This is a genomic window from Streptomyces sp. NPDC056987 (assembly GCF_042673865.1).
Lineage (GTDB): Bacteria > Actinomycetota > Actinomycetes > Streptomycetales > Streptomycetaceae > Streptomyces.
This window is the reverse complement of the sequence record NZ_JBHURV010000035.1, coordinates 77875-99993: the sequence shown is the minus strand read 5'-3', so window position 1 is coordinate 99993 and position 22119 is coordinate 77875. Positions and strand designations below refer to the sequence as shown.

The 22119-nt window shown below is 73.4% G+C and carries 18 protein-coding genes; 2 read left to right on the top strand and 16 right to left on the bottom strand.

Annotated elements, in window-relative coordinates; all coding sequences use genetic code 11:
* Positions 1-654: 654 nt before the first annotated feature.
* Both ACFTZC_RS32030 and ACFTZC_RS32025 read right to left on the bottom strand, forming a co-directional pair.
* Entirely contained in the window at positions 655-1296 is a 642-nt protein-coding gene (locus tag ACFTZC_RS32030) for an aspartate/glutamate racemase family protein (protein WP_382895654.1), read from the bottom strand.
* Positions 1297-1370: 74 nt separating this feature from the next.
* A complete protein-coding gene (locus ACFTZC_RS32025; RefSeq protein WP_382895650.1) occupies positions 1371-1721 on the bottom strand; it encodes a GNAT family N-acetyltransferase in 351 nt (116 codons plus the stop codon).
* A gap of 426 nt (positions 1722-2147) precedes the next feature.
* Between ACFTZC_RS32025 and ACFTZC_RS32020 the strand changes: the two genes are divergently transcribed.
* Positions 2148-3128: an MIP/aquaporin family protein gene (locus ACFTZC_RS32020; RefSeq protein ID WP_382895648.1), complete on the top strand. Its 981-nt coding sequence runs from the start codon at positions 2148-2150 to the stop codon at positions 3126-3128.
* A gap of 124 nt (positions 3129-3252) precedes the next feature.
* Here ACFTZC_RS32020 and ACFTZC_RS32015 read toward each other — a convergent pair whose 3' ends face one another.
* The 14 genes from ACFTZC_RS32015 to ACFTZC_RS31950 form a co-directional block, all read right to left on the bottom strand.
* Positions 3253-3801 carry a DoxX family protein gene (locus ACFTZC_RS32015; RefSeq protein ID WP_382895646.1) on the bottom strand — a complete coding sequence of 183 codons (549 nt, stop codon included), beginning with the start codon at positions 3799-3801 and terminating at the stop codon, positions 3253-3255.
* Between the two features lie 105 nt (positions 3802-3906).
* Positions 3907-5139: an SGNH/GDSL hydrolase family protein gene (locus ACFTZC_RS32010; protein ID WP_382895644.1), complete on the bottom strand. Its 1233-nt coding sequence runs from the start codon at positions 5137-5139 to the stop codon at positions 3907-3909.
* Between the two features lie 69 nt (positions 5140-5208).
* Positions 5209-7506: an MMPL family transporter gene (locus ACFTZC_RS32005; protein WP_382895642.1), complete on the bottom strand. Its 2298-nt coding sequence runs from the start codon at positions 7504-7506 to the stop codon at positions 5209-5211.
* Between the two features lie 127 nt (positions 7507-7633).
* Positions 7634-9946: an alpha-xylosidase gene (gene yicI, locus ACFTZC_RS32000; RefSeq protein WP_382895640.1), complete on the bottom strand. Its 2313-nt coding sequence runs from the start codon at positions 9944-9946 to the stop codon at positions 7634-7636.
* An 83-nt stretch (positions 9947-10029) separates the two neighbouring features.
* Positions 10030-10857 (bottom strand): carbohydrate ABC transporter permease, encoded by an 828-nt coding sequence (locus ACFTZC_RS31995; RefSeq protein ID WP_382895638.1) that lies wholly within the window; start codon positions 10855-10857, stop codon positions 10030-10032.
* A 5-nt stretch (positions 10858-10862) separates the two neighbouring features.
* Positions 10863-11864, bottom strand: coding sequence for a carbohydrate ABC transporter permease (locus ACFTZC_RS31990; protein WP_382895637.1), 1002 nt, complete (start codon positions 11862-11864; stop codon positions 10863-10865).
* A 16-nt stretch (positions 11865-11880) separates the two neighbouring features.
* Positions 11881-13110: an extracellular solute-binding protein gene (locus ACFTZC_RS31985; protein ID WP_382895635.1), complete on the bottom strand. Its 1230-nt coding sequence runs from the start codon at positions 13108-13110 to the stop codon at positions 11881-11883.
* Between the two features lie 325 nt (positions 13111-13435).
* Entirely contained in the window at positions 13436-14545 is a 1110-nt protein-coding gene (locus ACFTZC_RS31980) for a LacI family DNA-binding transcriptional regulator (protein ID WP_382895633.1), read from the bottom strand.
* Between the two features lie 135 nt (positions 14546-14680).
* Positions 14681-15178, bottom strand: a complete 498-nt coding sequence (locus tag ACFTZC_RS31975) for a hypothetical protein (protein WP_382895631.1) — start codon at positions 15176-15178, stop codon at positions 14681-14683.
* Between the two features lie 125 nt (positions 15179-15303).
* The gene (locus ACFTZC_RS31970; RefSeq protein WP_382895629.1) at positions 15304-16086 is read right to left on the bottom strand and encodes an SDR family NAD(P)-dependent oxidoreductase; all 783 of its coding nucleotides are present in this window, start codon (positions 16084-16086) and stop codon (positions 15304-15306) included.
* 100 nt (positions 16087-16186) lie between these two features.
* Positions 16187-16960 (bottom strand): SDR family NAD(P)-dependent oxidoreductase, encoded by a 774-nt coding sequence (locus tag ACFTZC_RS31965; RefSeq protein WP_382895627.1) that lies wholly within the window; start codon positions 16958-16960, stop codon positions 16187-16189.
* On the bottom strand, positions 16957-18303 hold the full coding sequence (locus ACFTZC_RS31960) for an MFS transporter (protein WP_382895625.1): 1347 nt from the start codon (positions 18301-18303) through the stop codon (positions 16957-16959). The genes ACFTZC_RS31965 and ACFTZC_RS31960 overlap by 4 nt, the downstream gene beginning before the upstream one ends.
* Positions 18304-18688: 385 nt before the next feature.
* Positions 18689-19567 carry a polysaccharide deacetylase gene (locus tag ACFTZC_RS31955; RefSeq protein WP_382895624.1) on the bottom strand — a complete coding sequence of 293 codons (879 nt, stop codon included), beginning with the start codon at positions 19565-19567 and terminating at the stop codon, positions 18689-18691.
* A gap of 122 nt (positions 19568-19689) precedes the next feature.
* Positions 19690-20709, bottom strand: a complete 1020-nt coding sequence (locus tag ACFTZC_RS31950; RefSeq protein WP_382895622.1) for an asparaginase — start codon at positions 20707-20709, stop codon at positions 19690-19692.
* Positions 20710-20948: 239 nt separating this feature from the next.
* Between ACFTZC_RS31950 and ACFTZC_RS31945 the strand changes: the two genes are divergently transcribed.
* A complete protein-coding gene (locus ACFTZC_RS31945; protein ID WP_382895621.1) occupies positions 20949-21950 on the top strand; it encodes a LacI family DNA-binding transcriptional regulator in 1002 nt (333 codons plus the stop codon).
* Positions 21951-22119 lie beyond the last annotated feature (169 nt).

Sequence of the window (22119 nt, the reverse complement as noted above, 5' to 3'; positions counted from 1 at the left end):
GCTCCGCGCCGACCTGGGTCGGCGCGGAGCCCGTTCCGTTGCCTGCGGGCGGGGCTCGGCCGCGTGGGCTCAGCCCAGCGGGCCCGGCTGCGGCTGGGGTTCCGGTGCCTGCGGGCGGGGCTCGGCCGCGTGGGCTCAGCCCAGCGGGCCCGGCTGCGGCTGGGGTTCCGGCTGGGGTACGGGGCCGGGCTCCGGCGGGCCGGGGACAGGGTCGGGGCCGGGGATCGGCGCCGGTCCGGGCGGCGTGGGCACGGGGGACGGCGCGGGGCCCGGAGGAACGGGATCCGGCGCCGGTCCCGGGCCTGGCGGACCGGGCGGCGGGGTGGGCGGCGGAACCGGGTCGGGGTACGGACTGGTCATGCCTGTCCTCCAGAAGTACGGGAGTCGTGCGTTCCCAATGTCTCCCGGTGCGCGTGCCCACGCGCGCCGGGTCCACGCGTGTTCCACGCCGGTCCCTGATCGCCCCCTCGTCGGCCCCTCATGAGTCCGGGGAGCCGCGACGGGCCGGTTCGTCACGGAGGCCGGAGGCCGGAGGACGGGGCGTCGCGGAAACCTGCCCCTCGTGAGTCCGCGGAGACGCGAAGGACCGGGCGTCACGGAAGCCGGTCACGTGAGGGACGCGGGGCGCGCGCGGGCGCGGGGCGCGTGACGGCGTCAGCGGGCGGCCGTCGCGGCCGCCACCGCCGCGGCCAGCCCGGTCCGCGGCCCCGTGAGTACGGGCACGGCGCTGCGGATCCGTTCCGCCGCCCCGGCCATCGACGCCTGGGCCAGCACGACCACCCCGCCCTCGGCGGAGTCCGTGACCGCGTCGACGGCCGCCACCACCCTCTCCAGATAGCCGTCCATGTCCCCGGCCTCGAAGCGCTCCCAGGCCCCCTCCACCAGCACCGTGCGCAGGTCCAGGGCCTGCCCGGCCGCCGCCTCCCGGATCAGCTCGGCCGTCGGCCCCAGGGTGGACTCCACCGTGGCGACCACCACGACGCGGCCGGTCGCCGCCGCTGCCTCGGCCATCGGACGGTCGGCCCGCAGCACGGGCACGCCGAGCGCCGCCCCCGCCCGCTCCGCCACCTCCCCGATGGTCGAGCAGGTGCAGAGCACGGCGCCCGCCCCCTCGGCGACGGCGGGGGCGAGCACCGCCCCGACCTCGGCCGCCACGGCTTCGGGCCCCTCCGCCCTGGCGCGGGCGAGCAGTTCCTCGGCGACGACATGACGCAGGGTCACACCGGGGTGGCCCGCATCCCGCAGGGCGTCGAAGGCCGGAACATGGACCGCGGAGGTGTGCAGCAGGACGAGCACGGCCTCGTCCGGTGCCCCCTTGTCCGGTGCCCCCGCCTCCCGCTGCCCGTCCGCGGGCGCCGCGCTCCGCGCCGTCACGCGTTCCTCACCTGTGCCTTCGCCGCCTCGACGGCCTCCGGCGGGGCCTCGGGCGCCGCTTCCGGGTGGCGCTGCGCCCAGCGGGCGGCGTACGGGCAGAGCGGGACGACGAAGGCGCCCTCCCGCTCCGCCAGCGCGTAGAACTCCCGCACCAGCGTGCCGGCGATGCCCTTGCCCTCGTACCCCTCCTCCACCACGGTGTGCACCGCGACCAGCGCGGCCGGTACGGCGGGGGTCTCCGGGGTGGCCGCCAGGGTGACGTACGAGATGGCGCCGACGGCCCGACCGTCCTCGTACGCCTCGAAGCGGCCCTGGGGCCGGTTGTCCCGGATGTTCAGGTCTGCCATGCGCCTGTCTCCCTGCTGATCGTTCACGTACGGCTCGGGTGGGGCCTCGCTCCGTACGGTACGGATGGGGCCGGACCCCTTACCGTACGGGCGCCGGGCCGGCCGGGGGCGCGGCGGGATCGCCCGGACGGCCGACGGCTCCGGGAGGAAAACCCCGGGCTCCCGGAAAGGCCCACCGTAATTCCCGGGCCACGGGCGCCGCGCGCGGCGGTGTCCCCGCGTTCCCTGCCCTCCGGGGGCCGTTCCGATTCCCTTTCCTGAATTCCCGGCCCCCGCGCGGCGCGTGAAATCACCGGTCTGCCGTACGCCGCCGGACGGGACGGCCGTCCTTTCCGCCGGGCCGTCCGGACGCGGCCGCCGAACCCCGCGCCTAGGGTCGGGAATGTGTGATGCGCGGTGCGGAGCCGCCCGGGAAAAGGAGAGCACATGGCCGTACGCAGTACACGCCGCAGAGGCTACCCGGAGGGTCTCGGCGGCGAGCTGGCCGCCGAGTTCCTGGGCACGCTCGTCCTGCTCCTGCTGGGCTGCGGGTCCGTGGCCGTCGCCGTCGTCGGGCTGCCCGGTTCGGGCCGTCAGGTCGCGCCCTTCGGGCCCGGCAACTGGCTCATCATCTCGTGGGGCTGGGGCCTCGCCGTGGTGTTCGGCGTGTATGTCGCCGGCGGTATCAGCGGCGCGCACATCAACCCCGCGGTGACGCTCGCGTTCGCGGTCCGGCGGACTTTTCCCTGGCGGAAGGTCCTCCCCTACTGGGGTGCCCAATTGCTGGGTGCTTTTATCGGCGCCGCGCTCGTCTACGCCACCTACCGGTGGGCGATCGACTCGTTCAACTTCAAAGCGGGAACCGGGCGGGAACAGTCCCTTTCCACCTATTCGATCTTCGCCACCTTTCCCGCCGAGTATTTCGGGAATTCGTGGTGGGGGCCGCTGCTCGACCAGATCGTGGGCACCGCGGTTCTGCTCCTGCTGATCTGCGCGCTCATCGACACGAAGAACCTGGCACCGGGTTCCAACCTCGGCCCGTTCCTGACCGGTCTGGTGGTTTTCGCGATCGGTCTGACCTTCGGAACGAACGCCGGTTACGCGATCAACCCCGCCCGGGACTTCGGTCCCCGGCTCTTCACCTTCTTCGAGGGCTGGGGCGCCATCGCGCTGCCGGGCAGCTTCCAGTGGTTCAGCCACTACTGGTGGATCCCGATCATCGGCCCGCTCATCGGGGGCATCGTCGGGTCCCAGATCTACGACCGTGTGATCGCCCCGGTCATCAGGGCGCGCGGCGGCCCCACCGAGGAGGGCCGCGTCCCGGCCAGGGACGTTCCCCCGTCCCCCTCCTCTCCCGCCGCTCCCGTGACTCCGTCGGCTCCCCATTCGACCGAGCCGCCGGTCGAGCGGCCTCCGACGGAGCCGTAGACCGGCCGGGACCACCGCGCGCGTAACGGGGGGGCGGGCCACCCACCGCGGTGGCCCGCCCCCCGTGCGTGCGCGGGCGCTCCCGCGTGTCACTCCGGCGCGGAGCCGTCGTCCGGCCCGCGTGTCACTCCGGCGCGGAGCCGTCGTCCGGCCCGCCGGTCCCGGCCGCCGCCAGCGCCCTGGCCCGCCTGCCGATCACCACGTAGGCCGCCGCCGCGCCGACCGCGAACGCCGCGGGGACCATCCAGTCCCGGTCGAGCACATGGCAGGTGGCGTGGTCGAGGGAGTAACGGCCCGCGCCCGCCAGCCCGATGGAGGCGGCCGCCCAGCCGAGGAAGCCCGGGTACTCGCAGCCGCCCGACTGGGCGAAGAACCCGTTGGGCGCGTGCACGGCCACCGCTCCCGCCATGCCGCCCGCCGCCGCGGCGCCGGCCGCCGGGGTGGCGAGGCCGAGCGCCAGCAGGACGCCGCCGCCCGTCTCGGCGAGCCCGGAGGCGAGCGCGCTCTCCCGGCCCGGGCGGTAGCCCATGGCCTCCATCCCCTGGGCGGTGCCGTCGAGCCCGGGGCCGCCGAACCAACCGAACAGTTTCTGCGTGCCGTGCGCGGCGAGTACCGCGCCGGTGCCGAGCCGCAGGGCGAGCAGGCCGAGGTCGCGTCGGGCAGGACAGGTCATGGCGGGCTCCTGGGAGGGGCGTGGGTGGCGCGGAAGGATCCGGACGTACGTCTCCACTGTCGGCCGGAGAGGCCACACCCGCACGTCGGCCGGATCCCCCGGGAGCTACCTGCCGCAGCGCAGCGCGCGGGTGTCGACGGTGTCCGCCATGACCTGCATGCCCGCGTCGTTCGGGTGGAGATGGTCCCCGCTGTCGTACGCGGGCAGCATCCGCTCCGGAGCCGCCGGGTCGCCGATCGCCGTGTCGAAGTCGATGACGGCGTCGAACGCGCCGCTCTCCCGGATGAAGGTGTTGACCTCCTGGCGCACCGCCTCACCGGCCGCGTTCCACTCGCGCCAGCCCTGGTACGGCATGACCGTCGCCCCGACCGCGCAGGCGCCCGTGGCGTGGGTGCGGGCGATGATCTGCCGGTAGCCGTCGATCATCGCGGCGGCGGTGGGCGCCGGGGTGGCCTTGATGTCGTTGACGCCTTCGAGCAGGATCACCGTCCGCAGGCCGCGCTGCGACAGGACGTCGCGGTCGAGCCGCTTCAGCGCGCTCTCCCCCGCCCCGTCGGAGAGGACCTTGTTGCCGGAGATCCCCTCGTTGGCGACGCCCTTGACGTTGGTCCGCCGGTCGTCGCCGAGCCGCCGCGCGAGGAAGTCGGGCCAGCGCCGGTTGGTGTCGGCGGTGGAGCTCGCGCCGTCGGTGATCGAGTCGCCCAGCGCGACGACGGCGCCGGTGCCGCGGGGCGCGTCGGTCACCACGGCGTCGAGGTAGTAGCGGAAGCTCGTGCGCTGGGTGTACGCCGTGCCGGCGTCCTCGGCCGCGTGGTCGCCGGCGGGGGCGATGTACGAGGTCTGGAGCCCCATCCGGTGGCCGGTGGCGGTGCCGGACGCGTCCCGTACGTACAGGCTGACGGCCAGGTCCGCGTACGGCCGTACGGTGCCCGGCAGCGGATCGCTGTAGACGGAACCGCCCGCCGGGACGGTCACGGAGGCGGCGCCGCGGAAGGTCAGCGCGCGGTTGGTGCCGGGCACCACGGCGGCGCCCGAGTCCACGGCCCCCGCGTAGGCGCTGCCGAAGGTCACCGGCTGCTCGCCGAAGGCGTTGGAGAGCCGGATCCGCAGGGCGCTGCCGCCCGCGCTGGTGCGGACGACGACGCGGTGGGTGCGTTCGGGTACGGCGGTGTCCAGCCGGTCGGCGCTGGCGGCCCAGGTGACCACGGGGGTGGTACGCGCGGCGGGCGCGGCGGCGGCCTCCTGCGGAACGGTGGTGACGCCGCCGAAGGCGAGGGCGCCGAGGGCGAGGGCGACGGCCGCGCGCCGGGCGCGGCGAGGTAACTCCACATGTCTCATTGCGGGTTGAAGCCTCTCGTGACGACAGTCGTGCCCATGACATAAACGGGGCCACTTCCAGGTGTGGCCTCACTCCATGACACGGACGCCGGGCGCCGCCGGTTCGACGCCCTCCGTGTCCACGTGCGGCAGGAGCCGGTCCAGCCAGCGGGGCGTCCACCAGGCGGCGGAGCCGAGCAGGGTCATCACCGCCGGGACGAGCAGCAGCCGGACGATGGTCGCGTCGATCAGGACGCTGACGGCCAGACCGAGGCCGATCATCTTGACCACGATGTTGTCGCTCAGGATGAACGCGGCGAAGACGCTGACCATGATGAGGGCGGCGCAGGTGATCACCCGCGCGGTGATCTCCAGACCGTGCGCGACGCTGTCCCCGCTGCGGTGGGTACGGCGCCAGGCCTCATGGACCCGGGAGAGCAGGAAGACCTCGTAGTCCATGCTCAGCCCGAAGACGATGGCGAACATCATCATCGGCACGTAACTCTCGATGGGCACGGTCCCGTTGACGCCCAGCGCGGGCCCGCCCCAGCCCCACTGGAAGACGGCGACGACGACGCCGTACGACGCCGCGATCGAGATGAGGTTGAGCACGGCGGCCTTGAGCGCCACCAGGATCCCGCGGAACACGAGGAGGATGATGAGGAAGGCGAGGGCGACCACCACGCCGATGATGAGCGGCAGCCGGGCCGAGATGAGGTCGAGGAAGTCCTCCTGGGCGGCGGTCGTGCCCGTCACATAGGTCGCGGCCGCGGTGCCGGCCGCGCCACGCGGCAGCACGTCGTCCTTGAGGTGACGGAAGAGCTTCGCCGTCCCGGCGGACTGGGGCGAGGTGCGGGAGAGCGCCGTGGCCGTCAGCACCTCGCCGTCGCCGGCCGGGGTGAGCGGGCTGACACTGGCCGCGCCGGGGACGTCGGTGAGCGCCTTCGTCAGGTTGGCGGCGAGCGCCGAACGGTCGGCCGGCGGCACCTTGCTCTGGTCGACGACGAGGGTGAGCGGGCCGTTGGCGCCGGGACCGAAGCCCTCGGAGATCAGGTCGTACGCGCGCCGGTCGGTGAAGCTCGTGGGGTCGGCCCCGTCGTCGATGTGGCCCAGGCGGATGGAGAACAGGGGGATGGCGAGGACGCCGACGACCACGACACCGCCGAGCAGGAACCACCACGGGCGGTGCTCCACGCGCTGGGCGTACCGGTGCCAGCCGCCGCCCGTCCCGGTGGGGACCCGGGTACTGCCGCCGTGCCGCTCGGCGCGGACGAACCCCGGGTCGGAGACGCCCTCCGCCACCGGGTGGCGGACCCGGTAGCGGTCGATCCGGCGGCCGGCGAGCCCGAGAAGGGCCGGGACGAGGGTGAGCGCGCCGAGAACGGCGGTGACGACGGTGACGGCCGCCGCCACGCCGAGCTTGCCGATGAAGCCGATCCGGGAGACGTACAGCCCCGCCAGGGCGACGATGACGGTGCATCCGGAGACGAGTACGGCCCGGCCGCTGGTGGCGACGGCACGGCCCGCCGCCGTCACCGGGTCCGCGCCGTCCATCGACAGCTGGCGGTGCCGGGTGATCAGGAAGAGGGCGTAGTCGATGCCGACGCCGAGTCCGATCATCGTGGCGAGGGTGGGCGAGACGCTCGCGAAGGTGAAGGCCGCGGCGATCAGGCTCAGGCAGGCCAGCCCGACGATGACCGCGATGAGGGCGGTGAGCAGCGGGATCCCGGCGGCGATGACGCTGCCGAATCCGATCAGCAGCACGATCACCGCCACGGCGAACCCGATGGCCTCGCTGGTCAGGTCCGCGGCTTTCGGGCGGGCGAGTTCGCCGAGCGGTCCCCCGTACTCGACCTCGACGCCCGCGGCGCGCAGCGGCCGCACCGCCTGGTCGACGCCGTCGAGATACGAGTGGGGGAACGAGGTGGGGTTGGCGCTGAAGCGGACGCTGATGTAGCCGGTCCGCCCGTCGGAGGTGAGCGCTCCGGTGGGCGGCGAAGAAGGCGTGGCGGGCAGTGGGCTGACCACGGACAGGACGTGGGGGAGCTTCTGGAGGGAGGCGACCGCCTGGTCGATCTGGCTCCGTACGGCGGTGAGGGACTGCTTCCCGTCGTGCAGGACGACCTGGCCGCCGACGCCTCCGGCGGCGGGCGCGTGTTCGCTGAGCACCCGGGCGCCGGTGTCCGACTGGGTTCCGGGGAGGGTGAAGTTGTCGGAGTACGTACCTCCGAACGTGTTCTGCAGCGCGTGCAGCCCGCCGAGGGCGACCAGCCAGACGACCACGACCACGACGACATGACGGGCGCACCACTCGCCGGTGCGCTGCAGGAGGCCCGGCCGCGTCCGGTTCGCCGCCGCCGTTCCGTCCGTACCGCCGCGCTCGGCCATGCGTACCCCCAGAGGGTGCGAAAAATCAGCTCACCGTAATAAATACGCCACACCCGACAAATCCTGTCATCCTTGTGTATTCAGCCGGGGTGGTGACGGTGGCCCGCTGGGGGTACGCGGGCGGGGCTCAGGCCAGGCGGAGCGTCAGCCGGTGGGTGCCCGCCGGGGCGCTGTGGAGCGCGCCGAGCGGATCCGCGGCGGCGTCCCCGGTGGGTTCCGCGCCCACCAGCAGGACCTTCCAGGGCAGCGCGCTCCCGGTCTCCACGACGATCTCGTCACCGTCGCGCCGGGTGGTGAAGACCGCGGCGGGGCCCGATCCGTCTGCCGCGGGGACGGCGGTGACGACCTCCGCGCCGTCCGCAGGGGTGTGCACGCGCAGGGTCACCCCGTCCGCCCAGTCGTACTCGGGCCCCTCGTCCACGGCGCCGAGCGGGATCACCGCGCCGGGCCTGGCGAGCAGCGGCAGGGTGTCGAAGCCGTGGGTCTCGCGGCGCCAGCCGGGGCCGGTGACCCGGGCGCCGGTCAGGATGTTGGTCCAGGTACCGGCGGGCACGTAGTACTCGACGGAGCCGTCCTCGGTGAAGACCGGGGCGACCAGCAGGTCGTCGCCGAGCATGTACTGCCGGTCGAGCGGGTGGCAGGCCGGGTCGTCGGGGAACTCCACCACCATGGCGCGCATCACGGGCGTACCGGCGTCCCTGGCCTGGGTCGCGGCGCGGTAGAGGTACGGCATCAGCCGGTGCTTGAGCCGGGTGAAGTCGCGGGTGACGGTGACGGCCTCGTCCCCGTAGTCCCACGGCACCCGGTAGGACTTGGAGCCGTGCAGCCTGCTGTGCGAGGAGAGCAGGCCGAACTGGACCCACCGCTTGAAGACGGCGGGGGTCGGCGTGCCCTCGAAGCCGCCGATGTCGTGGCTCCAGAAGCCGAAGCCGGACAGGCCCAGCGAGAGTCCGCCGCGCAGCGACTCGGCCATGGCCTCGAACGTCGACTCGCAGTCGCCGCCCCAGTGCACGGGGAGCCGCTGGCCGCCGGTGGTCGCGGAGCGGGCGAAGACGACGGCCTCACCCTCGCCGCGCTCCTGGCGCAGCAGTTCGAAGACGGTCTCGTTGTAGATCTGCGTGTAGTAGTTGTGCATCCGCTCCGGGTCGGATCCGTCGTGCCACGCGACGTCGACGGGCACCCGCTCGCCGAAGTCCGTCTTGAAGCAGTCGACACCCTGGTCGAGCAGGACGCGCAGCTTGTCGGCGTACCAGACGCGGGCGTCCGGGTTGGTGAAGTCGACCAGCGCCATGCCGGGCTGCCAGCGGTCCCACTGCCAGACGTCCCCGTCGGGCTTCCTGAGCAGATAGCCCGCGGCCATCCCCTCGGCGAAGAGGGCGGACTTCTGCGCGATGTACGGGTTGATCCAGGCGCAGACGCGCAGCCCGCGCTCGCGCAGCCGGGCGAGCATGCCCTCCGGGTCGGGGAAGACGTCCGGGTCCCAGACGAAGTCGCTCCACTGGTACTCGCGCATCCAGAAGCAGTCGAAGTGGAAGACGCTCAGGGGGATTTCGGCGTCGGCCATGCCCTGGACGAACCGGTTGACGGTGGCCTCGTCGTACGAGGTGGTGAAGGAGGTCGAGAGCCACAGGCCGAACGACCAGGCGGGCGGCAGTGCGGGACGGCCGGTGAGCGCGGTGTACCGGGCGAGGATCTCCCGGGGGCCGGGGCCGTGGATGACGTAGAACTCCAGGCTCTGGTCCTCGACGCTGAACTGGACGCGCCCGACGGCCTCGGAGCCCACCTCGTAGGAGACCAGGCCGGGGTGGTTGACGAAGACGCCGTAACCGCGGGTGGTGAGGTGGAACGGGATGTTCTTGTACGCCTGTTCGCTGCTGGTGCCGCCGTCCGCCTGCCAGATGTCCACGGTCTGGCCGTTCTTGACGAAGGGGGTGAAGCGTTCGCCCAGCCCGTACACGCTCTCCCCGACGGCGAGCGAGAGCTGCGCGAGCATGAAGTGCCGGCCGTCGGCGTCGGTCGCGAAGCCGGCCCCGCGGCTGCCGACCGAGGTGAGGGTCCGCCCGCCCGCCGTGAAGTCGAGCTGCCAGGGCGCGTCGGTGTCGGTCCGCACGGAGAGTTCCCCGGAGGCGAGTTCGATCGTGGTGCCCTCCCTGACCACCTTCCCCGCGCCGGTTCCGGAGCCGGTGGCGAGCGCGAACTCCGGTGTCCTCGGTACGCGTCCGCCGTGGTGGGTGACGCGGACGCCGATGACGCCCTCGGCGGGTGACCAGCAGTCGACGGTCACGAGGGGGGCGTTGAGCGTGTCGCCGCGATGGGTCACCCGCCCCACCGGCGCGTAGAGGGTGACCCGGTCGTCGGTGACCTCGGTGTCGGCGACGGAGACCGCGTACCGCGCGGTCACGCCGGGGCGCATCTGCCAGTACCCGTCGGTGAACTTCATCAGTGCTCCTGCTCTGTGGAGGGGGCTGGTGCGGATCGGTGGTCCATCAGGTCGATGGTCTCTGCTCGACGGGGCGGCGGCCGTTATTTGACGGAGCCGCCGGAGATGCCCGCGGCCACGTACTTCTGCGCCACGACCAGCAGGATCGCGGCGGGGACGGCGGAGACGACGGCGGTCGCCATCACCGCGCCCCAGTCGCTGACGTGGGCGCCGATGTACTCGTACATGGAGAGGGTGATCGGTTTGACGTCGTCGGTGGTGTTGAGCGTCAGGGCGAACATGAAGTCGGACCAGGCGAAGAGAAAGGTGAACAGGCCCGCCGTGAGCAGCGCGTTGCGGCTCATCGGCAGCACGATCCGGACGAAGGCGGTGAGCCGGTTGGCGCCGTCGACCAGCGCCGCCTCCACGACCTCGCGCGGGATCGACACCATGAAGGCGCGCAGCAGCACGATGGAGAACGGCAGCCCGAGCGAGGCGTCGGCGAGGATCAGCCCCAGCGGGGAGTTGACGAGGCGGAGTTCGACATAGGCGCTGTAGAGGGCGTTGGCGATGACGATGCCGGGGACCATCTGGGTGATCAGCGTGGCGAACACCATCGTACGGCTGCCGCGCAGCCCGAGCTGGGCCAGTCCGTACGCGGCGGGCGCGGCCAGCGCCAGACAGACCACGACGGCGCCGAGCGCGACGACGAGGCTGGTCACCAGCGAGCCGCCCTGGCTGCTCAGCGCCCGCTGGAAGTTGTCCCAGCCGGGTGAGGTGGGCAGCCAGTGGGTGGCGGCGAGGCTCTCGCCGGGCTGGAGGGCGATGTTGACCATCCAGTAGAGCGGGAAGAGCAGGACGACGAGGATCAGCAGCGCGAGGGCGGTGGAGCCGCCGCCGCGCGGGCGGCGGGCGGAGTCGGTGGTGGACATCGCGGTCACTTCCCCTGGCCGAAGTCGGAGCGGTTGGCCCGCAGGTAGAACACGGCGAAGACCGCGCTGATCAGGATGAGAACGTTGCCGACCACCGCGCCCTGGCCGAAGTTCAGCTGCTGGAAGGAGAGTTGGTAGGTGACGGTCCCCAGGGTCTGGGTGGAGTCGGCGGGGCCGCCGCCGGTCAGCGCGAGGATCAGGTCGAGGATCTTCACCGTGGACATGAAGCCGAGGATGAGGACCACGGTCACGACCGGGCGCAGCAGCGGCAGGGTGAGGCTGCGGAAGGTGCGCCAGGGCCCGGCGCCGTCGAGGGCGGCGGCCTCGTACAGGTCGCGGGGGATCTCCTGGAGTCCGCCGTAGAGGATCACCATGTTGAAGGGGATGCCGATCCAGATGTTGACGAGGACGGCGGAGAGCAGGGCCACGTCGGGGCTGCTGAGCCAGGGCACGGCGGACGAGGTGAGGTGCAGGTCCATGAGGAAGGTGTTGAGGACGCCGGTGTCCTGGTCGAGGAGTTTGCGCCAGACGACGGCCGAGACGACCATCGGGACGAGCCAGGGCAGCAGCAGGACCGCGCGGACGAAACCGGAGAGCCGGAAGCGGCGGGAGAAGAACACGGCGAGCGCGAGGCCGATGACGAACTGGCCGAGCAGGGAGCCCGCGGTGAAGAGCAGGGTGTGCCAGAGCGAGTCGGTGAAGAGCGGATTGCCGAAGACCCCGCGCCAGTTGTCGAGTCCGTTGAAGGGGGCCTCGCCGGTGAAGTAGGTGCGCGGGGTGAAGTGCTGGAAGCTCATGACGACGTTGCGCACCAGCGGATAGCCGAAGAAGGCCAGCATGTAGAGGACGGCGGGCGCGACGAAGAGCAGGCGCAGGACCGCGCCGCGGCGGCCGGGGGCGGCGGTCACCGCGCCGTCGGGGGCGGTGGTACCCGTCTCCGCCGCGGGGGCGTCCCCGGAGGGGGCCGCGGCGGACTCGGGTGCGGCGGCCGGGGTGGTGGGTTTCATGGCGGGTCTCCTCACGTCACTCACCGGCCGTGGCCCGTGACTGGGCCTGCTTCAGGGCGGCTTCGGGTGTGGAGCGGCCGGTCAGCACGGACTGGAAGGCGCCCGCGAGGGCGTCGGAGACGACCGGCCAGCGGGAGCCGACCCGGTCGGTGCGGGAGCGCGCGGTGGCGACCTGGTCGGCGAAGGCGCCGAGCTTCGGGTTCTGGGCCTTGTACGCGGCCGCGGCGGCCGTCCGGGTGGGGACGTTGTAGACGGACTCGCCCCAGGAGATCTGGTTGCGCTGCTCGTTGAGGCAGTCGAGGATCCGCGCGGCGGTCTTCTGGCGCCCGCTGTCACCGGTGCGGGGCAGGGTCATGACCGTGCCGCCGATCGGCGGCACCGGCGGGCGGCCGGCCTCGGGCACGGGGATCGTGGCGACCGCCCAGTCGAGGTCCTTGTGCTCGCCGAGGACCGGGACCTGCCACGGACCGTTGATCATCATCGCGGCGCGGCCCGCGATGAACTGGTCGTTGACGTCCTGCTGGTTCCAGGTGACGACGGCGCTGGAGGCCGACTTGTCGTCGACCAGGTCCTTCCAGAGCCGCAGGGCGGGGGCTCCCCTGCCGTCGTCGAGCCGCGCCTCGTCACCGCCGACCGACCAGAAGAACGGCAGGAACTGGTAGACGCCGTCCGCGTCGGGGGTCGCGCTGAACGCCATCCCGAACGTCCGGCCCTGGGTGAGCTTCTTGGCGGTCGCCTTCAACTCCTCCCAGGTGGTGGGCGGTTCGACGCCCGCCTTACGCAGCAGATCGACGTTGTAGATCAGGGCGAGGGAGTTGACCGACCGGGCGATGCCGTACTGGTCGCCCTGGAAGCTGCCCATGGAGACGGCGCCGGGCGACATCCCGGTCACGTCCACGCCCGCCTCCTTCAGCGGGAGGAGGCCCCCGGTGTCGGCGAACTGCGGGAGTTCGGAGCCGTCCAGTTCCAGGATGTCGGTCAGCGAGCGGGACGAGGCCATCCGCAGGGCTTTGGACACCACCTGGTCGGCGGGGACGCTGGTCTGTCTGACCTTCACCCCGAGCGGCTTCGCGCAGCGGTCGAAGAACTTCTGCTGCTGGGTGTGTTCGTGGGTGTCGGTGGCCGAGTTGAGGACGGTGAGGGTGCCGGGGTCGGGCAGCCGCGCGCATCCGGCGAGCGGTGCGATGGCCACGAGGGCGGTGAGGAGCACGGCCGGCGCCGGACGGCGGCGGCGGATGGGGTGCATAGGAGGGGAACTCCGTTCGGTCTACAACGCTGTATGGAGACGGAGATGTGCGGGACTGTGCGGTGCTGCGTGTGTCTGTACGCGGATGCGGGCGGATGAGCCGGTGGCTACGGAGATACACCGCCGGGCGAGCGGGACAGGACGGCGGCGGGCACGGGCAGCGGGTGCGGGAGCCGGGAGCCGGAGGGAGGCGGAGCAGCGGGCGGGAGAACGGTTATCGAATCGATTCGATTCAGCGCTGCGGCGATGTTAGGCGCTCACCGAAACGGCGACAAGGGGCGCGGCGGCGCCTTCGGTACGGGGGTCGGAATCCAGCCGGGGCGGGTCAGCCCCGCGGCGCGCCGAGGGGGCGCGCGCCCGGCAGCAGGACCGGTGCGATCAGCAGGTGCCCGACGGAGTCGGCGAGCAGCCGCGCGCCCGGCTCCGCCCGCTCCGTGTCGGCCGCGGTGTCCTCCCGCAGCGCGGCGGCGGCGGACACGGCGAGCCGGGTGACCTCGGTGGCCAGCGTCTGGACCGGCAGGTCGATCCGCGGCAGCCGGCGGCTCGACGGGTCGCCCGGGAGCGTACCGATGACAACGACGGTGACGTCCTCCGGCACCCGCAGCCCGGCCGCGGTCAGGGACGCCAGGATGTGGTGGTGCGCGGAGGGGTGCTGCACGACCAGCGCGGTCGGCGCCGCGTCGGCCCCCGTGCCGCTCCCCGGCCGCCGGGTGCCGTCCGCCGTCCGGCCCCCCAGCAGCGCCCGGAGCCGGCGCGCCAGGATGGCCGGATCACCCACGGAGTGGACGACCTTGACGGCGGCGCCGGTGGTACGGGCGCCCCGGCGGGCGCCGGCGATCCCGCGCAGCGCGTAGCTGCGCCGCCCCCGTACCTCCGACTCCCCGGGCGCGAGATACACCAGGTCGCGGTGGCCCGCGGCGGCGAGTTCCCGGACGGCGAGCGCGGCGGCCTCCTCCCAGTCGAGGTCGGTCCAGGGCAGCGCGTCCTCGTCCGCGGGCCGCCCGATCAGGGCCGCGGGGAAGACCAGTTCCCGTACGACGTCGATCCGCGCGTCCTCCATGTCGACGGCCATCAGGACCGCCGCGTCCGCGAGGCCGCTGAGCGCCACGCGCCGCAGTCCCTCCGCCTTGTCCTGGGAGGTCGTCAGCAGCAGGTCGTAGCCGAGGGTGTTGGCGGCGTCGCTGACCTCGATCGCGAACCGGCCGTCCACGGCGTGCCGTTCACCGGCCGCTCGGGGCAGGGCGAGGGCGATCACATGGGTCCGGCTGCTGCGCAGGGTCCTGGCGCTGGCGCGCGGGTGGTAGCCGAGGGCGTCCACCGCCTCCTGTACGCGTCTGCGGGTCTCCTCGGAGATCGAGCGGGAGCCGTTGAAGACGTAACTGACGGTGCTGGGCGCGACCCCGGCCCGCTGGGCGACGTCCCTGATGGTAGCCAACTCGACCCCTTCGATGATGCGGGAACGACGCCGGAGGACGTGCGGCAGCGCTGGCCGTTCATCGTATCGAACGGGTCGCCGCGCCGGTCCCGGGCGCGCTCCCGGACACCTCCGGGGTCAGCGGCTCCTCCCGGGTCAGCGCGGCTCCTCCGGGGCGGCGCACACCCGTGTCAGATGCGCGGCGAGCGTCCGGGCGCCCCACGGGGCCTCGACCCGCACCGCCTCGGACGCCGGATCCGTGTCCCCGCGGTGGAGCGCCGGAACCGCGCCCGGGTCCGCGCCGCCGGTCAGCGACCAGCCCGCCGCCCGCACGGTGAGCGGCCCCGGCACCGACCCCGCGCGCAGCGCCGCCGCCGTCCAGACGACCAGCGCGTGCGGATCGAGTACGGGGGCCTCCGGCAGGTGGTGGAGGCGGGTGGTGTCCTCGGGATCGGCGGTGATCACCGGCCCCGAGAGGGCGCGTACGGCGGTCCAGAGCGCGTCGAGTCCTGCGCAGTGGCGCCGGCGCCCGCCCCGGTCGGCGAGTTGCCAGCCGCCGCCCGGCCAGGGACTGGCGGTCAGCCGGGTCCCGGCCAGCAGCAGGCGTACGGCACGGTGCCGGGCCGCCGTACCACCAGGTCCGAGCGGCGCCACGCGCTCCGTCCAGCGGGTCGCGGGGCGGCCGCACCCTCCACACACGGCCGGTCAGCCCCGCTCCGTACCGGAGGACGGCGGGGCGGGCGGTCCGCCGAGGCGCCCGTTCCGTCCGGAAGCCGTCCTCATGCCATCACGTCGCCGCTGTTGGGGCCGAGCGTCTGTCCCACGTAGAGGTTGCCGCCGGGGTCGGAGGCGAGGAGCAGCACCGTCGGCGCGATCTCCTCCGGCCGCCCGAACCGGCCGAGCGGCAGCTCCGCCTGCTTGGCGCGTTTCCACTCGGGGCTGAGCCCGTCCACCAGCGGGGTCTCCACCGGCCCCGGGGCGACCGCGTTGACCAGCACGTTGTGCGGGGCGGCCTCCCGGGCGAGCGCCTTGGTGAAGCCGATGACACCGGCTTTGGCGGCCGAATAGTGCGTCAGCCCCTCGCCGCCCTTCTGACCGAGCTGGGAAGCGATGTTGACGATCCGCCCGCCGCCCCGCGCGATCATGTGCGGAAGGAGGTAACGGCAGCTCAGGAAGACACCGCGCAGGTCCACGGCGATGGTCTCGTCCCAGACCGCCGGATCCATCTCCGCCAGCGGGACCTCGGTGAGGATGCCCGCCGAGTTGACGAGGACGTCCACCCCCTCGTGGCGGCGTACGGCGTCGTCCACCACCACCCTGACCTGGTCGGCGTCGGCGACGTCGAGCGTGTGCAGGGTGACGGAGGCGGTACGGGGCAGCCGGTCGCGCAGGGCTTCCAGCCGGCGGGTGTCACGGTCGGCGAGGGCGAGCCCGGCCCCCTCGCGGGCGAACGCCTCGGCGACGGCGGCGCCGATGCCGCTGGCCGCACCGGTGATCAGCACGGTGCGCGGGGCGGGAGAGGAGGCGGGGGACGAGGCCGGGGGCGGGGGCGCGGTGGTCATGAGGTCTCCGGGAGAGGTCGGGCAGTGGGACAGTCGGTCACTCGGGTCGGTCGGGTCGGTCGGGTCGGTCGGGTCGGTCGGGTCGGTCGGGTCAGCCAAGTCAGTCGGGGAAGCGGACCGTCAGGCCGCCGTCCACGACGAGTTGCTGTCCGGTGATGTACGAGGCTTCGGGCGCGCACAGGAAGCGGATGGCCGCGGCCACCTCCGCCGGGCGGCCGACCCGGCCGGCCGGGATGGACGCCCCCGCCGCCCGCAGCCCCTCGGGGCCCAGCGAGTTGCGCGCGTCCAGCGACTGCGGGGTCTCGATCAGCCCGGGGATGACGGAGTTGGCGCGGATCCCCCGCGGCGCCAGCTCCACGGCGAGGGAGCGCACCAGCCCCAGCACCCCGGCCTTGGCGGCGGCGTAGTGCGCGTGCTCACCCCACCCGTACACCCCGCCCGCGATGGACGAGACGGCGAGCAGCGCGCCGGGTCCCGTCATCCGCGCCGCCGCGGAGCGGAAGGTGCGCAGCACCCCGGTGAGGTCGACGCCGAGCATGTCCTGCCAGGCGTCCTCGGTGAGTTCGGCGAGCGGCGCCCGGCGCAGGATGCCGGCCGCCGCGACGGCGGCGTCGAGCCGGCCGTAGGTGTCCACGGCCGCCTGCGCCAGCCGCTCGGGCCCCGCGGCGCTCGCGACGTCCGCCTCGACGGCGAGACATCTGCCGCCGGCCGCGCGCACCGCGTCGACGGTCTCGGCCGGGTCGTGCGGATCGGCGGGGTGGAAGCCGATCACGGTGTCGACGCCGGCTTCGGCGAAGGCGACGGCCGTCGCCCGGCCGATGCCGCTGGCACCGCCGGTGACGAGGGCCGCGCCGCGCTGTCGTTCTGTGATCATGATGTCGCGTTCTCCTGAGGTGTACGGTGCCGGTCGACGTCCCGGGCGCCGAGCATCACCAAGCCGGAGCCGAAGATGCCGACGGCTCCGGCGGCGAAGGCGGCGAGGGTCATCGAGGCACCGGCCGACAGCAGCGCGCCGAGCAGCGCGGAGCCGACGATGGCGCCGACCGGGCCCATGGTGTGGGCGACGTTGGAGCCGACCCCGCGGACCTGCTCGGGGAAGGACTCGCTCATGTAGAACAACATCGCCGAGTAGGGGCCGGTCAGGAAGAACAGCCCGAGCGCGTACAGGCCGATCACGGCCCCCGTGGAGGTCGGGCCGAAGAGCATGGCCGTCATCGCGGCGCCGCCGCAGCTCCAGCCGATGATGATGGTCGTACGGCGGCCGATCCGGTCACCGAGCCAGCCGTGGAAGACGTAGCCGAAGAAGCCCGCCAGGTTGGCGAGGACGAGGACCAGCAGCGCGCTGCTGAACGAGACGCCCTTGGCCTCGACGAGCACGGTCGTTCCCAGCACCGAGAAGATCTGGATGCCCATCCAGTTGAGCAGCCAGGCGGCGGCGAGACAGAGCGTGTGGCGGCGCAGCGCGGGGGCGAAGACCTCCCGCAGACCGGGCTTGGTCTCGGCGGTCTCGATACCGGCCGACTTCTCGACGGCGGCGGCCTCGGCGGCGCGCCCCTCGGCGCGCAGGGCGCGGGCCTTCTTCAGGCCGAGGAAGACCGGGGACTCGGGCAGGGTGCGCATCAGCAGCGCGATGACGAGCGCGGGAACGGCCGCGATCACGAAGCTGCCGCGCCAGCCGAAGGTGGGCAGGGTCAGGGCCGTCACACCGGCGCCGACCAGGGCACCGACGGGCCAGCCGCTCTGGACGAAGCTGAAGAGCAGCCCGCGCCGGGGGTGCTTGCCGTAGATCTCGTTGAGGTAGACGGTGTTGACGACCTCCTCGGAGTAGCCGAACCCGGAGAAGGCGCGGATACCGACCATGGAGATCGCGCCGCCGGCCAGGGCGGTGGCGGCGGAGGTGAGGGCGGCTCCGGCCGAGGTGATCATCAGGGCCGGGCGGCGGCCGAACCGGTCGAGGATGGGGCCGACGCAGAGCGAGACCACGAAGGTGCCCGCGGTGACGCCGGTGACGACATTGGCGGCGGTCGCCGTGGACCAGCCGAAGTCCTCGGCGATCTTGGGGAGCAGCGTGCCGAAGAGGGTGAAGTCGTAGACGCTGAAGACCCAGGCCAGGAAGCAGATGACCGAGGCACGGACGACGAGCTTGCGGGACGGGGCGGCCGGGTCGGTTATGACGGCGGGCTCGGTGACGGACGGGGCTTTCGCTGACGAGTGCACGAGCGGACTCCGATACGTACGAAGGGGACGCGGGGACGATGCGGTGCTGTGCGGCGCGATGCGATGCGTTTCGATGCGATGCGGCGCGGCGCGGTGCGTGGTGGTGCGCGGGGGGCCGGGACGGGGAACGGGGCCGGGTCCCGGCGCCGGCCCCGGGGAGAGGGCCGGCGCCGCGCGGCCGGAGGCCGGGGCAGGGGCGGGATGCCGGGGCCGCGGTGGCCGGTGAGCCGCTGCGCGACGGGGAGGGACACAGCGGGAGCGGTACGGAAGCGGTAGCGGTAGCGGTACGGAAGCGCGCGTTCGGCGGAAGTGGTGCGGAAGCGAGCGTTCCGCGCGAGCGGTACGGGACGTGGTGTGCGCCGTACCGAGCGGGTACGGAGCCGGGTCAGCCGCGGGGACGGCGGCGGACGAAGTCCGTGGCGATCTCGTCGAAGGTAACCCAGCGGACGCCCTCGTGGCTGTCGATGTGGTCGATCAGCCGCTCGTGCATCAGCAGGTTCTGCGGCCGTCCAGACACGTCGGGGTGCACGGTCATCGTGAAGACGGCGTAGTCGTTCTCGCGGTAGACCCAGTCGAACTGGTCGCGCCACATCTGTTCGAGATCACGGGGGCTGACGAAGCCGTGGCTGTTGGGGCTGGCCTTGACGAACATCATCGGAGGCAGGTCGTCGAGGTACCAGTTGGCGGGAATCTCCACCAGGTCGGTCTCCTCGCCGCGCTCCAGCGGCTTCATCCACTCCCCCGCCGGACGGTCGTAGTCGATCTTCGACCAGCTGTCGCCCACCCGTACGTAGTACGGCTCGAAGTCGCGGTGCATCAGGGAGTGGTCGTACGCGATCCCCCGCTCCAGCAGGAGTTCGTTGGTGACCGGGGAGAACTCCCACCAGGGGGCGACATAGCCGGTGGGACGCCGCCCGGTACGGGTGGTGATGAGGTCGATGCAGTGGTCGAGGATGTCGGACTCCTGCGTCCGGCTCATCGCGATCGGGTTCTCGTGGCTGTAGCCGTGCACCCCGATCTCGTGGCCGGCGGCCGTACACGCCTCGAACTCCTCGGGGAACGTCTCGATCGAGTGGCCCGGCCAGAACCAGGTGGTGGTCATCCCGCGGCGCCGGAAGAGCTCCAGCATCCGGGGCACGCCCACCTCGCCCGCGAACAGGCCGCGGGAGATGTCGCAGGGGGAGTCCTCTCCCCCGTACGAGCCGAGCCAGCCGCCGACCGCGTCGACGTCGACTCCGTAGGCGACCAGAATCTCTTTCGCCATGTCCGTTCTCCTCCACATGTGCTGGTTGGTGCACGTTGACGTGTGCGCGTGGTGTCTGCCGGTGGTGTACGTGGGGACGGGCCGCCCGTGCGGGAGGCGCGCCCGGCCGGCGGTCGGCCGGGCTACGGCCTCGGGGTGTCGTGGTGCCCGGCGTCGACGAGCCAGTCGTGGATCAGCGCGGCGGCTCCGGTGGGCCCTCGCCCGGCGGCCCGGTGCAGCGCGGCGGCCAGGAGCAGCCGCAGATGCCACGGGGAGAGGTCGGCGGCGAAGACCGCGCCGGCCCGCAGCAGGTCGGCGCCGCCGCCCGCGCCGTACGCCGCCGAGGTCGCCCCGACCGGCACCCGGCTCGCGACGGCGACCGCGACGCCGTCCGCCACCAGCCGCGCGACGGCGTCGGTGACGTCGGGCGGGGCGTTGCCCGCGCCGAAGGCGCACAGCACCACGCCGCGCGCGCCCGCGGCCACCGCGGCGTCGAGCAGCACGGGGTCGCAGCCGACGTAGAGCGGGACGATGTCCACCCGGGGCAGCCGGCCGAGGTCGTCGGCGCGGAGCAGCGGGGCGGGGCGGGGCGGCCGGCCGATCAGCCGGACGCGGCCGTCGTCCACGCGGGCGACGGGCCCCCGGCCCGGCGCGCCGAAGGCCGCGGGCGCCAGGGTGTCGGTCTTGCGCAGCCCGATGGCGGGCCAGACCGCGCCGTCGAAGACCGCGCTGACGCCGTGGCCGCGGGCCGCGGGGTGGGCGGCCCAGGTCAGGGCGGTGGCGAGATTGCGCGGCCCGTCGGGCGCCGGGTCGTCGGCGGGACGCTGGGCGCCGGTGAGCACGACGGGGCGGTCGTCGGCGTGTACGAGGGAGAGCGCGAAGGCGGTCTCCTCCAGGGAGTCCGTGCCGTGGGTGATGACCACCGCGTCGGCCCCGTCGCGCAGGCTCTCGCCGACGGCCGCGGCGAGCGCGGCGAGGTCGGGGAGACCGAGCGAGAAGCTGGCCCGCAGGCCCATCTCCGCGCAGGTCACCTCGGCACCCTCCGGCAGGGGGAAGGCGCGCGCGGCGTCCAGCAGCTCCTTCACCGTGACGGAGGCGACCCTCCCGGTGGGCGTGGAGCGGCTGGCGATGGTGCCACCCGTGCCGATGAGACGAAGCTGCATACGAAGCTCCACAATCGATTGCGAGAACGATTGCGCAACCATGCTCCACACTCACCCCGGAGGGCAACCCCCGTAATCGGATTTTCATGGAAGATGATGGTTCCGGACATGCGGCCACCCGGGCCGGTGCCTCCCGCGCCGCCCGCATCCCGGTGCCCGGCGCCCCCGGCAGGACAGGAACGAGGACCACGGCCTTGAGACGACAGCCCGCAGCCGGCCGCGCCCCGGGCGGGAACGGTGTGACCGAGAACGGTGTGACCCTGGCCGATGTGGCCGCCGACGCGGGTGTGCACCAGTCCACCGCGTCCCGGGCGCTGCGCGACGGAGCCGGGGTCGGTGCCGCCACCGCCGACCGGGTACGGGAGTCCGCGAGACGGCTCGGCTATGTCGCGCACCCCGCCGCGTCCAGCCTGCGGACCGGCCGCTCCCGGCTGCTGGGGGTGCTCGTCCCCCGGCTCACCGACATCGTGCTGGCCACCGTCTACGAGGGCATCGAGGCGGGCGCGGCGGCGGCCGGGTACCAGGCGGTCGTCGCCAACACCGGGGACGACCCGGCGGTCCAGCGGGCCAAGATCGAGCGGCTGCTGGCGCTGCGGGTCGACGGGCTGCTCCTCGGGGACGCGCGCGGCGACACGACGCTCGCCTCCGAACTGGTCGCGCGCGGGGTGCCGGTGGCTCTGGTCTCCCGGCGGCTGCGCGGGGTCACCTCGTTCACCTGCGACGACATCGTCGGCGGACGGCTGGTGGCGGAGCATCTGCTGACGCTGGGACACCGCAGGGTCGCGGTCGTGGCGGGCGAGCCGTACGCCTCCACCGGGGTCGAGCGGACGAAGGGCTTCACGGACGCGTACGCGAAGGCGGGCCTGCCGGTGGACCCGGCGCTGGTCGTCAACGCGCCCTTCGACGTGCACGGCGGCGAGCACGCCGCGCACCGGCTGCTGGCCGCCGGGCCCCGCCCCACGGCGATCTTCGCGGTCAATGACTTCGCCGCGATCGGGGTCATGGGCGCGCTGCGCGCCTCCGGTCTGGTGCCGGGGCGGGATGTCGCGGTGGCGGGCTTCAACGACGTACCGCTCTCCGCCCAACTCCCCATCCCCCTCACGTCCGTACGCTCGCCGATGCGGGACATGGGAGAGCGGGCGGCGACCGCGCTGGTGGGGATGGTCGAGGGGCGCCCGGCCCGGTCGCGCCGGTTCACCCCGGAACTGATGGTGCGCGCGTCGACGGTCGCCGCCGACTGACCGGACCCGGGCCGGACTCACCGTCCCGCACCGGAACCGCCCGTGCCGCCCGGGTCACCTGCCAGGGTGACCGGCGGGGCGGTCGCCGGTCACGGAGGCGACCCGCGAAGATGAACCGACGAAACGATCGACCGATCTGATCGTCCGACCTGACCGACCGACCTGGAGG